The sequence below is a fragment of the Photobacterium sanguinicancri genome (assembly GCF_002265265.1).
Lineage (GTDB): Bacteria > Pseudomonadota > Gammaproteobacteria > Enterobacterales > Vibrionaceae > Photobacterium > Photobacterium sanguinicancri.
This window is the reverse complement of the sequence record NZ_NOIF01000050.1, coordinates 1-15,876: the sequence shown is the minus strand read 5'-3', so window position 1 is coordinate 15,876 and position 15,876 is coordinate 1. Positions and strand designations below refer to the sequence as shown.

Annotated in this window: 12 protein-coding genes; all 12 read left to right on the top strand. The window is 43.4% G+C overall.

All coding sequences use genetic code 11. The features are described 5' to 3' along the window. The first annotated feature begins 31 nt into the window (after window positions 1-31). The 12 genes from ASV53_RS09935 (at window position 32) to ASV53_RS09880 (ending at window position 15,827) form a co-directional block, all read left to right on the top strand. Entirely contained in the window at window positions 32-982 is a 951-nt protein-coding gene (locus tag ASV53_RS09935) for a hypothetical protein (RefSeq protein WP_094956979.1), read from the top strand. Between the two features lie 144 nt (window positions 983-1,126). Further along, entirely contained in the window at window positions 1,127-2,290 is a 1,164-nt protein-coding gene (locus ASV53_RS09930) for a hypothetical protein (RefSeq protein ID WP_062690614.1), read from the top strand. Window positions 2,291-2,354: 64 nt separating this feature from the next. Beyond that, window positions 2,355-3,503: a D-alanine--D-alanine ligase family protein gene (locus ASV53_RS09925; RefSeq protein ID WP_094956978.1), complete on the top strand. Its 1,149-nt coding sequence runs from the start codon at window positions 2,355-2,357 to the stop codon at window positions 3,501-3,503. 8 nt (window positions 3,504-3,511) lie between these two features. Continuing rightward, entirely contained in the window at window positions 3,512-5,752 is a 2,241-nt protein-coding gene (locus ASV53_RS09920; RefSeq protein WP_239928770.1) for an MFS transporter, read from the top strand. Next, complete coding sequence (locus ASV53_RS09915; protein ID WP_239928769.1) at window positions 5,749-6,984, top strand: ABC transporter substrate binding protein; 1,236 nt, start codon at window positions 5,749-5,751, stop codon at window positions 6,982-6,984. The genes ASV53_RS09920 and ASV53_RS09915 overlap by 4 nt, the downstream gene beginning before the upstream one ends. Next, window positions 6,984-7,697: a transporter substrate-binding domain-containing protein gene (locus ASV53_RS09910; protein WP_239928768.1), complete on the top strand. Its 714-nt coding sequence runs from the start codon at window positions 6,984-6,986 to the stop codon at window positions 7,695-7,697. The genes ASV53_RS09915 and ASV53_RS09910 overlap by 1 nt, the downstream gene beginning before the upstream one ends. A 1-nt stretch (window position 7,698) precedes the next feature. Beyond that, on the top strand, window positions 7,699-8,703 hold the full coding sequence (locus ASV53_RS09905) for a type VI secretion system-associated FHA domain protein (RefSeq protein WP_062690616.1): 1,005 nt from the start codon (window positions 7,699-7,701) through the stop codon (window positions 8,701-8,703). Beyond that, entirely contained in the window at window positions 8,704-9,180 is a 477-nt protein-coding gene (gene tssJ / locus ASV53_RS09900; protein WP_062690617.1) for a type VI secretion system lipoprotein TssJ, read from the top strand. Continuing rightward, on the top strand, window positions 9,180-10,502 hold the full coding sequence (tssK, locus tag ASV53_RS09895; protein WP_062690618.1) for a type VI secretion system baseplate subunit TssK: 1,323 nt from the start codon (window positions 9,180-9,182) through the stop codon (window positions 10,500-10,502). Before tssJ ends, tssK begins: the two co-directional genes overlap by 1 nt. 10 nt (window positions 10,503-10,512) lie before the next feature. Beyond that, window positions 10,513-11,655 carry a type IVB secretion system protein IcmH/DotU gene (gene icmH / locus ASV53_RS09890; protein WP_094956977.1) on the top strand — a complete coding sequence of 381 codons (1,143 nt, stop codon included), beginning with the start codon at window positions 10,513-10,515 and terminating at the stop codon, window positions 11,653-11,655. 8 nt (window positions 11,656-11,663) lie between these two features. Then, complete coding sequence (tssM, locus tag ASV53_RS09885; protein ID WP_094956976.1) at window positions 11,664-15,134, top strand: type VI secretion system membrane subunit TssM; 3,471 nt, start codon at window positions 11,664-11,666, stop codon at window positions 15,132-15,134. Window positions 15,135-15,155: 21 nt separating this feature from the next. Beyond that, the gene (locus ASV53_RS09880) at window positions 15,156-15,827 is read left to right on the top strand and encodes a protein kinase domain-containing protein (protein WP_062690619.1); all 672 of its coding nucleotides are present in this window, start codon (window positions 15,156-15,158) and stop codon (window positions 15,825-15,827) included. Window positions 15,828-15,876: the final 49 nt, after the last annotated feature.

Here is a 15,876-nt window from a genome sequence, read left to right as displayed (position 1 = left end):
TTAGTGTAAAACATAAAGGAGTATATTAATTATGCCTGAATTAGATATTGGAAAGCAGTTAAAAGCGGGTAAAGCCGATCCTATTATCGACCTTGCACTAGGCAGCGGTAAATTTACAGAATTAAACGGCCTGATAGATAAGCATGTCATTGATAAAGTCGAACAGAAAGCGATTATTCAAGAAACAAAGCAAAAGTTTTCTGCCAGTTTTAGCCGAGTAGCAGCTCAAAAGTTACAGGCTTTTGCATCACCTAAAATGTCGGATTCAGATAGCTTTATTAGTCATGAACGCCATAAGAGAGGTACGTATGGTGGTGGGGATTATCTGGACAATTCAGCCCACGCTTATGAATCTGCTACAAGTGGTAGATTGTATAAAGTCCGCCGTAAAATTGTAGATTTAGTGCGTGTGCAAAAGAAAAACCCAATTAAATACATAAAGTTACCCTTTACGCTTATTCCTGGTGGCGAGATCGCGGTTAAGTATACTTTTAAAGGGATTGAAGCTGCGGCTAAAGCGATGGGCAGCGCGAGAAAAGCGCGCAAACGTCAAAAATATGATGCCGCAAACTTAGATAGTTTGAGTGAAAGCCTTGGTGAGACGGAAGCACTAAGAAAAATTGCGAAATGGCATGCTAAAGATATTTCAGATCTTGGATTAAAGCTACAGCGGAATTTGGCGAAGTTAAAACAAGCGGCTGTTTTACTCGATAACCGTCAGGTGGTTTTAGAGCGCTTAATTGAAAATACATTCAATATTGATGGGCTTCATCATGATGAATTTCAAGAAAGCATGAAAATTAAAAAAGCACGTAATGATGTAGCTATGAGTTATCACGAAGTTAAGCATTACATTGATAAAATTCAGCAAATGAGTTTCGTTATGCAAGCAACTGCGGTTGATGTGACTGCACATATTACTTGTTTTGATGCTTACCTTGATGAAACCAAAGAATTGGTAGATTGGTCTTTTAATCACTAGTGATTAAATAAACCCAGCTATATCACTTAAGGGTTATTTCATCCTAATGACATATTAAAAATGGGACTGATTGGTAGCGGGGAATACTGAATCAGTCCCGGATGAACTTAAGTTTTTATCAACGAATAAATTGTGAGTTGAATTATGTTTGGTCGAAAGAAAAGTTACGATCTAGAAGACGCTAGAAATAGAAATCATATTTTAAGTAATGCAGGCATCGCAAGTGTCGGTACGCAGGGCACATATACACCGTTAGATCAGAAAAGCGGTGCCAAGGTGACTGCTCGCCAGAAAAAACTACCCAAGCAACAAGGTTTTACTAAGCAAAAAGCGATCGATGAAGCCAAAATTTATGGTGAAGTCGTTAATGACATGCGCGGTGATATCCTTGGTTTTGCAGGGGATTGGGCGAGTGCAACGAAAGACATCGTTGGCGCTGCTAAAGGCGAAGGTCTATATACCACAGGGAGTGGGATCGAGTTTGGTAGTGCGGGTGACATTATTGGCACTGTAAAACTGGGCTACGACATTCTTTCCGAGATCTATGAGTGGTCTGGTAAGCGTGATGCTAAAAAGTTGGAAGCTAACCCAATATTGTCACCAATGGATGCTAACTCGTACCAAAATACCAAAACGGCAGCGTACTTCAAGAAACGTTGCGCGAAGAAAATTGGTGGGGCGGCTGTATCATTTTCAGGTGGTGTGCTGTCTGGTGTGACGCATGTGAATGCGTTAGGGGCTGCACGTCATGGTCGTTCAGACGCAAAAACGATTGCTCATTTAGTGCGTCTAAACGAGTCACTGAGCCAATTTAAAGGCAAAGGGTTAACGTTAGAATATAAGCTTTGCGAGCTGATCATCGACTGTAAAAAGTTGAAGCTTGAATCTCAAACCGCAGCTCTAGCTACCGACTGTATTCCAGGAAACGTGATTACAGGTGCCGCTACTGCAGCGGCGGGCTTTATTCACGGTCAATCACTGGCATACCGTTTAAGCAAGTTAGCCCCAGCGATTGATAAAGTTGCAAAAATTCTTCACTACCGTGCATTCCACGAAATGAATATCGACTATGGCCTAGCAAATATGTTTGGCGAAGAAGAGTTGCCATTCGAATATAACGAGGAAACACCAGCGTTAAACATGGTACGCGAGCTGTTTGCACAAGCAGCAAAAATCGAAAAAGAACGCGTAATTGTCAACATCAAAGGGCATAAATTAAAAGTCGGCGGGGAACATTACCGTGCTGATAAGTTAATGCGTGAACCTGCGGGTTGGCTAACCATTGTCGATAAGTTAACCCTTATTTGATTGTTAAGAGTGGCTAATAACATTGATTAGCCACTAAGTTTTAGATTGAGATATTGAGTTTTAAATGAGTGTATTTAGCCGTAGTCAGCAAAAGTGGATTCGTGAGTTTTTAAGCATTGCTGTCGTTCATGGTGGTGAAAAATCTCAGCCTGAGAATTTCATTTATGAAAATTTGAGCCCGCGCTCTACCAAAACATACCAACCTGTCGCCTGTGATATTGCAGATGCACTATGTGAATCAGGTTTTAAGCACGTTTGTGTATTGCCAGAAAATATTGATTTACCCCGACGATTAAAAGAACTGAATATTGATCTAGTGGTGACCAATAGTGGTGGTTTACAAGGCTTTGACTCGATGTGCCACTTACCATCGATGTTGGAAATGCTGGGTGTTCCTTATGTCGGTCATTCACCGATGACAGCGGGTGTTTTAGATAATAAACACCTGTTTAAGCATGAAATTAATGCCGCCGGTATTCCAACGGCACCGTTTATTACTGTCGCGCTTGGGGAAGATATTCAGTCTATTGCTAACCAACAGAAGTTAGACAGTATGGAAGCAGAGTTCGGTTCGACATTTGTGGTGAAGCCTGTTTCTGGTCGCGCCTCTGTCCATGTATACCCTGTTTTTGATCGCGAACAGTTAAAACATAAGATCGAGCACGTGCAAGCTGCGACAAATAATACGGTGATGATCGAACCTTTCCTTTCTGGTCGTGAGTTTGTGGTTGCCGTTGCTGGGCCTGTTGTGTTCAAAAATGATGAACTAAGTAAACGCGAAGAGCCGTTGGCATTTTCAATCACTGAACGTGTACTACTTGAAGATGAACCAATCTTTACATCGATGGATGTTAAACCGATCACTGATGACCGTTTATTGAAAGTTGAAGATCCTGAGCTGCGTAAGCAATTGGCCGATTTGGGGATCAAAATCTTCAAGCAGCTTGGTCTACATACTTTGGTTCGTGTTGATTTACGCATGGATAATCAAGGTCAGCTATATGTACTTGAAACTAATCCTAAACCTGATTTGAAGCGTCCTGAAGGCAACAAACTCAGTATTGTTTGTCATGATATTCAAGGTGAGGGCATGACCTATCATGATCTGATCCAATCGCTGGTATTTAACCGCTTGGTATACCTAAACAATACGCGTCCGGGGGCATTATCGCATTGCCTAAACGATGAGTTCGCCAGTTTAGAAAGTGCTTAGGTGTCTTAGTGGAAACAGTTAAATCTAACCTACGACTTACTTTCGGCACAGCAATAGTGACAATGTCACTATTGCTGGTGTTGGTTGTAGGGTATGCGCAAGCGCTGAAAAGCTACCGTCAATTATCATCGGATGCCGTCTTTGCGCAAACGCAAGCAACCCGACTGGGTATCGAACAAGTACTAAAGTCGGGTGTACCGCTGTCTGAGATTGCAGGGCTAAATTTAGTCTTGCAGCCAATTGTAAAATCGGATCCATCAGTAACAGGGTTAACGCTGTTTGCGGGGAGCAAGGAGTTGTATCGAACCGGAACTCAAAGCGATGAAGAGAGTTCGATAACCATTGCATTGAATAATAAATTTTCGCAAATCGGCACCTTGAAAGTGTATTTAAGTCAGCAAAAGGTTGAAGAGAAGGTCACCAGTACCTTTCAACCTATGATGTGGCTAATTCTGATTTTATTGCTTGTCTTTATCGGTAGTGTATTACGCAGTCGTAAACGAGCGGTGTACCTGACCAGCTTTACTGTGGTGTTTTTTGCCATGACTGTCTGCGTAATGATGCTGGTGGGCAGCTTATACCGCGATGGTCTTCATAGTAAGGCGATATCTCTTGCCGATATTGTTAGCTACCGTCTATCCCCTGTACTGGAATACGACATTGGCCGTGACATGATCACGGGGGTTGATAGCATGCTGGATCATTTCCGTCGTGCAAATCCAGAGCTTGCCAGTATTTCGGTTTACAAGAGTGCCCAATTGGTGGCAACAAGCGTTGATGAAAACGCTATGGGCCAAATGATGGTGAGCAATGGTGGATTAGAGTACGCGTTAAGCACATCGGGTGAAGGGGAAGTACGTTTATCTTATCAGGCTGAAATGGTGATAGGGCAACTCGCACAAGTATTAAAAAACTTCGCTATTTTGTTTTTTGCTTGTGGTTTAGTTTGTTTCGCCTTTATCCGTTTGCTGAGTGGCGAACTGAATCAGTCACCGAAAGATCAAGTATTGGAACGTTTAAAACCGCTATTTCTTGGTGCCGTGTTGATGGAAGCTTTGATGGCGCCAATTTTGCCACAATTTTTAACATCGGTTGCGGAAGCGAATGGTTTGGGGGCAAGTGCTTCTTCGTTGTTTTTTGCTTTGTATTTCCTTGGTTTTGCACTGACGTTATTGCCTGCCGCACGATTAATTGAAACCTTTGATATTCGCCAAGTCTTATTCTTTGGTATTTTGCTTTCAACTTTGGGATGTGCCTTGCTTGGCTTTAGTGAATCTGGGGAAATGAGCAAGATAATTGCTGCACGCTTTATTTCTGGTGTTGGCCAATCATTGATCTTCATTTCGGTGCAAGGGTACATCTTACGCTTTAGCGACAAGAGTAATAAAACCCAAGCCGCGGGCATTATTGTATTTTGTTTCAATGCTGGCTTTATTTCGGGTGCGGCGATCGGGGCCTTATTGGTTAGCTACTTTGGCGATATTGGCATATTTACGATTTCTGCTGCCATCGGCACCGTGATGTGTGTGTTTAGCCTGATCTTACCATCTATGCCTGGATCTATTTATCGAGCTGCACACGGTCAAGCCGTTGAATCTGGCACTTTGCTTAGCAACATTAAAGCCATGGCTGCTGACTCGTGGCGCTTAATCAAAGTCCCTGCTTTTATTCGCACCATGGTTTTAGTGGGTATTCCTACCAAAGCGGCATTAACAGGCATCGTTTCATTTGCGGTTCCGTTAATGCTTGCTGAAAAGGGCGTTAGCAAGGAAAGCATTGGTCAGGTGCTAATGACGTATGCTGCCATCGTATTGTTGGTGAGTTACAAGGTTGGTCCATGGGTAGACAAACATGGTTGCAGCAAACTGGCACTTAGCCTTGGTAATCTACTGGCTGGCGTATCACTCGTGGTATTGGCGGTAGCGTTTAGCCAAGATCAGGACTGGTTAATTGTCTTATTAACTACGCTAGCCATGCTCTTCATGGGTGGCTCTCATGGCCTAATTAATGCGCCAGTGGTTACGCATGTCGTTAATAACACGGCAAAACAGGAGTCTGACTCTTCTGTTGCCGTAACATACCGTTTTCTTGAGCGACTCGGTCATGTTTCTGGTGCCATTATTGTGGGTCAATTACTGTTTTGGCTTGATGTCGAAGAAGCACTGCTAACGATTGCGGCCTTCTTTGTTATCGCGTCTGTCATCTTCATGCTTTTTGATCGTCAACAACGTCAAGGAGCACACGAATGAATTGTTTAGCGAATACAACAGATTTGACAGCGAAGTTATTCACTATGGTGACCCGCATAGGTTCGAGAATACTGTGGTCTGCGGTGATTGGTTTTTCAATCATGTCGGCGTTTCTGGTATCGACAGCATTGGCTTCTACATCGGCTGAGTCAGGGGATTGGCCAAATTGGATAGGGAAAGATCTTCAACCTGCGCCATCAAGCCATTGGCAAGCTGATGTTGTTGGTGAAAGCGTTACGTTTTCACCAACGCAAGCGTTACCCAAAGTCTTGGTGATTGTTTCACGCAAAGCGACATCTTATGACATCGCACTAAAAACACTATTAAGTGTGTATAGCCGTGAATTGCCACAAACGCAGTGGATAGTAAAACAGTTACCGTCTAATCCAATTGCGTTAGCTGCTTTATTAAAACAAGCAGAGAAAAAGGTAAACCTTATTTATACCTTAGGGTCGAAAGCGACGGTGGAGGTTCGTAACCTTTATGCGGGCGGTAAGCTGCCGGTTATTTCTGTTAACGCGAAAGATCCCGTGCAACTTGGCTTAATCGATAAATACAGTGGCTCTGGTGATAACTTTGCTTTTACCTCTCTGAATCTGCCTGCTGATGTCATTTTAAGCTTCATGAAGCGATTCAACCCCAGCTTAAAAAACATAGGTATTTTGTATGCAAACACCAATCGAAGCGCGTACTTGACTCAATTTCTTCCTCTAAAAGCGGTGGCTGAACAGGCTGGTATCAAGATTGTGCCAGTTGCCGTTGACGAGAGCATGGCAGACCTAAAGCTAGACCTTGCGATGGGAAGAGCCATTGCGGATTTAAAAGAAAACGATCCTCAGTTAGATCATTCATTACTTTGGTTAACGGGCAGCTCAAGCTTGTTGTCGCGGGTGGATGAAATTAACCGTTATTCACAAAAACTAGCACTGATCTCCGCTGTGCCAGATGTGGTGAACCAAAGCCAAGATAGTGCCTTGATGTCATTTGGCGTGAGCTTTGTGAACAATGCGCATCAAGCGGCTATTTATGGCCTTCAGGTTATTAATGATCAAGTTGACGTTGGCGATCTTCCTGTTGGTGTGATCTCACCGCCTGATATCGCGATTAGCTTTCAACAAGCACAGCGAATTAAGCAGAAAGTCCCCTTTGTTTTGATGGAAATGGCCAGTGATGTCTATGGCGTTAACGGTACGGTTATTCGTATGGATGGTAAGCCTGTGAAGGAGCGTTAATGATGATGCCAAAAATAGCGAAAACCGTTGTTATTTTAGCGAGTGTAATAGCATCAAGTTTTGCGAATGCAGAAGCACGCCCTGAACGTTTATTACTCGCAACACAAGAGTGGCGGCCATATCAATACCAAGAACGTGGTGAGATGAAAGGGCCGGGGATTACTCATCTTAAGTGTGTAATGAAGGTGCTTAAGCAGCCCTATCAAATCACCATGACGGATTGGGATCGTGCACAAATCTTGATTGAAGTCGGTGAACAACATGGCTTTTTCTTAGCATCTAAAAATGGCATTCGTGACAAATACGCTGATTATTCATCACCAGTGATGCAGCAGACATGGAGCTGGTTCAGCTTGTCAGATTCGATTGATACCAAAGATCCCATGTTTAAAAAAGAAGTGATGGTGACAGCGCTATTTGGGTCGAATAAATGGTTTTGGCTGCAAGCTCAGGGCTATCGCGTTGAAAAAAAACCGCGTCGTCCTACTGCGTTATTAGAGTTACTTCTTTCGGGTGAAGTGGGTGCTGTTCTTGCCAACGACTTTGTAATGGAAGAGGCGATAAAAAAGTTGGGCGTGAGTCACCGAGCCATCACAACAACAAAAGTGAATGACAAACCATTAGGGGTCTACTTCTCGAAGAAATTCACGAAGCAGTATCCTCGTTTTATTAAAGAGTTCAACCAAGCTGTTAAGCAGTGTAAGGAGGGGTAGCATGCCGTTATCACTAAGAATTATCAGTTCTCCAGACGGGGAGCCCATTACTGCATGGGCGCATAATTTTCCTGATGAAGGAGGCAGCATAGGCCGTGCATTTGGCACGACCATGCAGCTCTCAGATGCTTCTCGTGAAATCTCAGGAACGCATGCACTAATTAGCCGCAGCAGTCGTGGTTATCAAATTATGGATGTCAGTACCAATGGCTTATTTATTAATGGTAGCCATGAGCCACTGGGTCGTAATAACCAATCGACCTTAAGCGACGGTGATGTACTGAATTTAGGTAAGTATAGGCTGATGATTTCTTGTTTCATTCCTGAAACGGCCAAAGCGAAGCAATTACAATCTGCTGCCGAGCCTATTTTGAACGGTTGGGAAGACGACCCTTTTGGCAGCGAATTACCCTCGGTCAAAACGCATTTAGAAGTGGTTACTCCTGAGCCAGATAGGTTTGACCCCGTCCTGTCGTTTACGGCGGAATCGCAAGACAGTGTGATTGAAGACCCTTTTTTAGCAAGAGAACCTGAAGTTGTTTTAGATAAGCAGTCTCAAACAGCGAATGTGTTTCAAGATGATGGTTTTGATGATGACCCATTCGGTGATGACAACATAAACCAAGTGGTCGCCATACAACGAGAGCCGCGACGAGAATCGCAGCGTGGTGGGGTGCAAGAGCATCAGTCAGCCGCTACAACTGCAAGTGCATCTGCGGTTCTTGACCCTCAGCAGCTTTTGTCATTTCAAGCGAAGCAACAAGAGATGATGATGCAAGCGGCTGAAATGGCTCTAGATCGTTTATTAACGGAAGTGTCACCAGAGTCATTAGAAGGTTTATTCACTGACTTAGCACCAAGCAGTTTTTGGGGGCGAAAACCTGATTATTGGGCCATGTATCAACGCTATTATGCGCGTCAGAAAGAGAACAACGAGTGGCAGATGAAGTTCAAAGCTTACTTTGCTGAAAGCTTACGCATCAAACAAACATTTGGAGATAAGTAAATGAAGCGCATTTTATTTCTCGTCTCTGCATTGTTAATGCTGAATGGTTGCAGTAGCTGGATGTTTTGGAAAGATGACAGTCCCGCGCTAGTGATCGCGCATATCACCGCTGCAAATAATATTAACCCAAATATTGACGGTCTTGCATCGCCGCTTGAAGTCAGAATTTATCAATTGGCAGATAGTGAAGCGTTTAAGCAAGCCAATTTTTTGGACATTTACAACGATGATCAGGGTGCACTCAAAGCCGATTTATTATCGAAGCGTCAACTAGGTAGTGTTTTACCAAGCGGTAAATTGACGGTGGAAATTCCGCAAATGAGTGAAGTGAAATATGTGGGAGTGATAGCGGCATTCGCGAATTACCGAGAAGCAAAAAATAAAGTGATTATGGCTATCGAGCCTGATTCAAAAATCGAAGTAAACGTAATGATCGACGGTATTAATGTCAGTGTTACGGATCTAGAGGACAAATAATGGATAAGAATAAAGTCGTTTGGTCTGAAGGGATGTTTTTAAGTCCTCAGCACTTTCAACAACAAGAACGCTATTTAGAAGGCTTTGCAAAAGACTATTGCGGGCTGATGAACCCATCGCGTTATGGTTTGGCTGATTTTAACCTTGATCACTCTATGACGAACATAGGTAAAGTCGGTATTAAGAACGCGAGAGGTATTTTTCCTGATGGCACACCGTTTGATATCCGTAATGGCTTAGCGCTGGATGTTCCCGCAGGCACCATAGATAAAATGGTTTACCTTGCAATGCCAATCTACCGCTCTGGTGTGGTTAACGTAGGTGAAAAAAGTGACCGAAACCGTCGCTACCATCGCGCGGATCACAATGTGTTTGATACCAGCAGAGGCAATAGTGATGCGTTGCAACTAGAACTGGCAGAGTTGAATATTGTATTAAAGCTTGAAGGTGAAGATCTACAAGATTACACATTAATCCCGATTGCGCATGTATCTGAACATAAGTCTGATGGTGAAATTGAATTAAACCAAGCGTTTATTCCAGCATCACTGTACTTCACTGTGTCTAACTACCTGAAAGAAGGGGTGAGCGATCTATATGCGCAGATGCAATATCGCGCCCGAACGATCTCCCAACGTTTGCAAGTTGAATCGGCCAGTAAAAGTCACCAAGCCCTTATGCGTGATTACTTATGGCTCCAGTCGTTAGGTCGTTGGCTTCCTATGGTGAAGTATTGGCTTGATGTTGGTACTACCTCACCACAAGAGGTGTATCACCAATGTTTGCAAGTTGCCGGTGAGATGCAGGGGCTAAATGGCAAGATGCCGCAAGAATACCCAGGTTGGAATAATGGCAAGTTATACACCTTATTCTCTAGCTTATTTGTTGATATGCGTGTGCTATTGCGTGAAGTTCAACTTGATAATGTCACCACGTTAACTTGGGATTCAAACTTATTCTTGAAACGTCGCTTATTGCGAACGCTGGTGCAAGATCGTGGTTTATATAACTCAGGCCGCTTTATTCTTGTTGTGTCATCCCCGTTGGGATCAGTGCAATTAAGTGAACAGTTTCCATTAGCCGTGAAACTGGCGGGGAATAGTACGATTGCCGATTTGGTACGAAATTCATTATCTGGTGTGCCATTACGCACCTTACCTATAGCACCTTCCGAGCTAAAACTGCGCACGGATGCCGCATATTTTGAGTTAGATACACGTTCTGAGCTATGGCATGAATTGGTGCAAAAAGACGAGCCAATTGCGTTACACGTCGACAGCCGTATTGGTGATGTTGATATTGAATTTTACGTAATTCGTTAATGGTATCGCTATGACTTCGTTATTTAATGAACAAGAAACAATTTCGATACGCCGCACTGAGTTTAAGCAAAACATAGCTGAACCAATTAAAACTCAGGCGCTGGATTTATCAGGCACTGAGAAGGTAATCGATAATTTAGCTATCTATGAAAACCCATTGCTTAATGCATGTAGTGAGTTGTTGGGGCTATTGGTGAGCTTACCGAGAATGTCGTCACCGCTTGATATTGACGCTTTCCGCCAACAACTACTGGATGCAATTGATGATTTTAAACGACGGGGGCTGTTTTTAGATTATCACCCGAGTGTGATCGAAAAGGGCTGCTTTGTGCTGTGTGCCGCTTTTGATGAAATGATCCAATATACCTCGTGGGGAGAGCAAATCCGTTGGGAAAATCACTCTGTACTAAGCAAGGTATTTAATCAGCGCAATGGTGGTGAAGTTTTTTTTCAACTGCTTGATCAGGCGCGCCGTCAACCATCTAAGCTTGTTGATTTTCTAGAGCTGCAGTATGTGTTGATGATGATGGGTTTCCTTGGCAAGTATCGTCACGCCGAACGCAGGAAGATCAACGAGTTAAAGTCTGAGTTATACCTGACGATCCGCCATTTTCGCGAAGAGTCAGGTATGCATGTGCCTGTTACGCCAGAGTTACCCGTAAAGAAAACACCTTGGCAGTTTTTAAGCGCCCCTAAGTTGATGATGCTTACAACGCTGGTTGTGGTGGGCTCTTATATATTTTCTGAGTTTTGGTATGACAGCCGAAGTCAGTCCACGATCACGGCGTTCAACACACTAGAAATGGATGGCTTTTCTAACTCCTCTCAAGATGAAGATTTGGTGTATGTCAGTACTGCTGAAGATATCGGTCTCATTGAGCCAGTCGCAGAGAAAAAAGCTGCTCCAACACCAGAGGCAAAGCCTGCACAGTGGGAAGTATTGTTGGCGACATTCTCAATAGAGGCTAATGCCAAACGACTTGCTCAAGATATGCAAGGTACTGGCTACAGCGTGCAAATTCGTGAAATGGACAACATGGTTGAGCTGGTGGTGCCTAAACAGGCAGATCTAACCAAAGCTAAGCAATTGAAGAATGAGTTAAATGCACGATTTGGCTTGAATGCCGTTATTCGTCGCAGCAAACAGAGTTAGTAACAATAATGAATAAAGTAAACCTGAATAAGCCATGGCTGGCTATAACTCTTGCCTTCTTGTTGGGCACACTGGCAGTTGTCTACTGGATGCCAATCGCTACCGACGATGCGTTTCCCCTACGTACCGCAATGATGTGGGGCGGGGGTATATTATGTGTGCTGAGTAGTTTCGCGTGTTATTGGTATCGCGATCAATCAAAAGAAGCGAAGCAAGAGCATGAAGTGGAAATCTTGTTCAAGCAAGATGTGAAAACCATTAACCAAATGTTCATCGAGGCCATTAAGCAACTAAAAGGCCTGCGGGCTAATAAGCTACATAACATGTATGAACTTCCATGGTATGTGCTTATTGGTGGTGAAAAAGATGCGAAAAGCAGCTTATTACAGCAAAACAACTTAGAACCCGTATTGCACCGTACGTTAGATGACAGTGATACCGAACAGTATTTACGTTTCTGGAGTAACGATAGTCTTGTTGTGGTTGAAGTCGGCCACCGTTTATTCGATGACTCAGGGATAGATGATCGTCTATGGCGTGTATTTGCTCAGCAACTATTGAAATATCGTCCACGCCAAGCGGTAAACGGCATTATTACGGCGATAGGCTGCGATCGTTTATTGCAGGGCGACAAGAAAACACGCGTTACATTAAGCTCAAACTTGCAGGAATCCATTTTGGCACTGGGTGAACATACTGGATTATCACTGCCAGTGTACACCGTCTTTACTAAGTCGGATTCGATTGCTGATTTTGTCGATTTCTTTACGAACTACTCGGGTTGCGATGTTGAGAATCCATTTGGTGTCACGCTGCAGCTTAACGAAAATAATCGTTTTGACCCGCGTGACCTCAAAAAAGAGTGTGATGCTATCTTGACCAATTTAGCGCAGCAGCAGTTTCAGCTATTGCGAGAATCGCGTGAAGAAGAGTCCAAATCGATCATCGCACTTCCTTATCAGTTACGTGTGTTCTTTGAGCGAGCGAATGAGCTGCTCACTCATCTTGGCCGTGAAAACCGAGTACGTCAATCGGTATGGTTACGTGGTATGTATATGCTCACCACGAGTCAAAAAGAGGTGAGTTTTGATCTGTTAACCCAGCTTGTGGCTGATAAAGCCGCTTTCAATGCCGAAGGTATCAAGCACCAGCAACAAGGTCGAAAGAGTCTTTTTGCCAACCGTATTTTTAGCAATGTTATATTACCTGAAGCCACGCTGGTTGGTGTTAATGAACGTCGTCACTATAGCTATTTAGCGTTGCGATCGTTAATGGTGATGTGCGTCGTGTCTGGGATTGTATTCTTTGGCCTGCAGTTGCGTGATAACTGGAGCTACGATGAAGCGTTTCGAGAAAAGGCGATTACTAAACTGAGCTTATACCGTAATGATATTGATCGTTTGCGCGATGGCTTTACTGGCTTAGAAGAAATTACGCCAGTTCTGAATGAATTACGATTGGTGGCACAAGAAGGCGAACAGCCCTTAGCTTGGTACGATAAAGTCAGCTTTAACCAAACTCAAACTGCTGAAGATATTTATCAAAGCTACCAAAAGCAACTGCAGATCTTTTTGCTGCCTCAACTTGAAGAGGTGTTAAGTAGCGAACTGTATGTGTACGTTAACTTAGGTAATCCAAGTAAGGTCTTTGAATTGTTGCGTTATTATCAAATGTTGTTTGATAAGCAACGCCTAGATCAGAATGAAATGATTAATTACCTGGTCGATACACTCAACGATCAAGGTGATATTTCAGCGAGTAACATCAACAATCTGAGTAAGTTGATGGTTGATTTATTCAATAGTGATTATCAAAACATGCTGAAATCCAATGATGAGTTGGTATCGGTTGCGGTTCAAAACTTAGAAGGGTTATCGCCTGAACGCTTGATTTATGCGCGTGTAAAATCGATGCCTGAATACCGAAATCGAGTGGATATTCGACGTCAGTTGGGTGATAAATTTGATGATTTATTTCAATTTAGAGAAGACTTCCACGGTTATTTATTGCCTGAGTTATTCACTCGCCAAGGGCACAGTAAAATAGATCTAACCGTTAAGTCGGCTCTGTTGAAAAAGCAATATGATGAATTCAAAAGTATCCAAGGGGATATGTCTGGCGCGTCTGTTGCTGAGCTATCTGAGCTTAGTAAGAAAATCCAAAGGCTGTACTACGCGGATTATGTCTATCAGTGGAAAGAGTTGGTGAAGAACATTGAAGTGAAAGACTTCACCAGTGTGTATGACCTTGCTAGCGCTATTAAAATTGCCCGAGAGCCAGCCAACAGTCCATTAATTGATGTGTTAGATGCAGTGATTGTGAACACCACGCTGGCGGCTAAAAATGATGCTGATACCAGAGGAAACGCAAAAGCGGCAAACCAGCTTGGTCTGAAAAAGGTCGGTAAGCAGCTAAGAAAGCTCGACAAAATCAATCGCGTTGCGGGTGATGACTTAGTCCGTTTACAACCATCATTTGTAGTTAACGAAGCTTTTAGTCGTTATGCCTCTTTCATGGCTATTCAAGGGAAAAGCAAGAGTGCACCAATCGATGAGCTAATGACTGAGCTGGATAACTTAAATACTTATTTTGATTCAGCGTTAACCAGCAGTGAACCACAGCGTGTGCTGTATGCGAATGCACAAGCCCATGCGGCAGGTAGCCAAGATGCGTTAGTTAACTTCCGACGCCAATCAAGCAAAGCACCGGGGCAAGTTGCAGACTGGATCAAAAGCCTTGATAAGCAAGCGTGGAAGGGCGTGATTGAAGGTGGCGTTGGCTACCTTAACCAGCAATGGCAAGGGCAGGTCTATCATTTTTATCGCGAAGCCGTTGAAGGACGTTTTCCATTTGCACTGCAAGGACGAGGTGAAGTCGCAATTGATGATTTTGCTACTATGTTCAAACCGCAAGGGCGTCTAGATACCTTTATTACCAAGCAGTTACAGCCCTTTGTATATTGGGATAATAACACCTTAAAATTAGCAGAGGTTGATGGCCGTAAGTTGCCAATACAGCAAGCAACATTAAATCAACTTAACCAAGCGAAGAAAATCAGTACTATTTTCTTTGGTCCTACAGGTCAGCAGCTTGCGGTTAAGTTGAAGTTTAGAGCCAGTTCAATGAGCACCTCATCCACACAATTTAATGTACGAGAGAATGAAAATATCTTTACCTATCGCCATGGCCCTCGTTTGTGGAGCAAGGTGGTATGGCCATCGATTGGTGCAAACGATTATATGTCGGCAAATTTCTACAGTGGTGAAAACCGCATCGCGACTAAGTCTTATACTGGGCAATGGGCATTGTTTAGAATGCTTTTTGATGGTAGTTCGAGCGCGACGGCGGATAGAAGAGTACGCAAACTTCATTATGGTTTAGAAGATCAAAGCATAGTGTTTGAATACGCACTGGACAGCAGTAATAGTGTGTTGAATAAGCGTTTGCTGAATAACTTTCATCTTTCATCCAATCTGTAGCTGCATGACTAAGGTAGAAATATGAAGGTCGCATTTCATGACTCACACTCATGCCCTGCACGAGTAACGCACCCGCTGACAGAACGTTTTGACGTGATTGATACACTCTCGGATAAGGTATGGCTTGCGCACGATCGGCAAGCCAATTTCATGCAGCCAGTGGTGATCAAGCAAGGTGAAGATGATCAACTAGAACGTGAATGGCGTTGTTTACAGCAATGCCACTCGCATTATTTTCGCCAGCCGATTGAGCGGTTAGTCGATGAGCAGTTATTAGTTCTTGAGTATGTCGCAGGTGACTCTTTACTTAGCTTGGAGCAGCATCAAGTTTCTCTCTTTTTAGACTTGGTGCCACAACTAGTGCGGGCGATAACTCTTATCCATCAGCAAGGCTGGGTTCATGGCGATATTAAACCTTCGAATGTATTACTCGATAAACAGTCGAAGGCAATCACGATTATCGATTTTGGCGCGGCCTTACCGATTAATACGCTGGTTAATACGCAATCGAGTATACAATTCTCCTTGGGCTTTTGTTCTGAATCTCGAACCTATGGGCATCATCGCGTGTCAGAAAAAGATGATTGGTATTCACTACAACAATGGCTACTTCAATTAAAGTCTGCAGGGTTAACTATTAAGGAAGCTAAGCAGGTAGATAAGTGGCTAGCCTGGTTATACGCTAAAGTTTAAATAAGAAACCTCGATACTTTTATAGTTGACTCTTATACACATCTCCGAG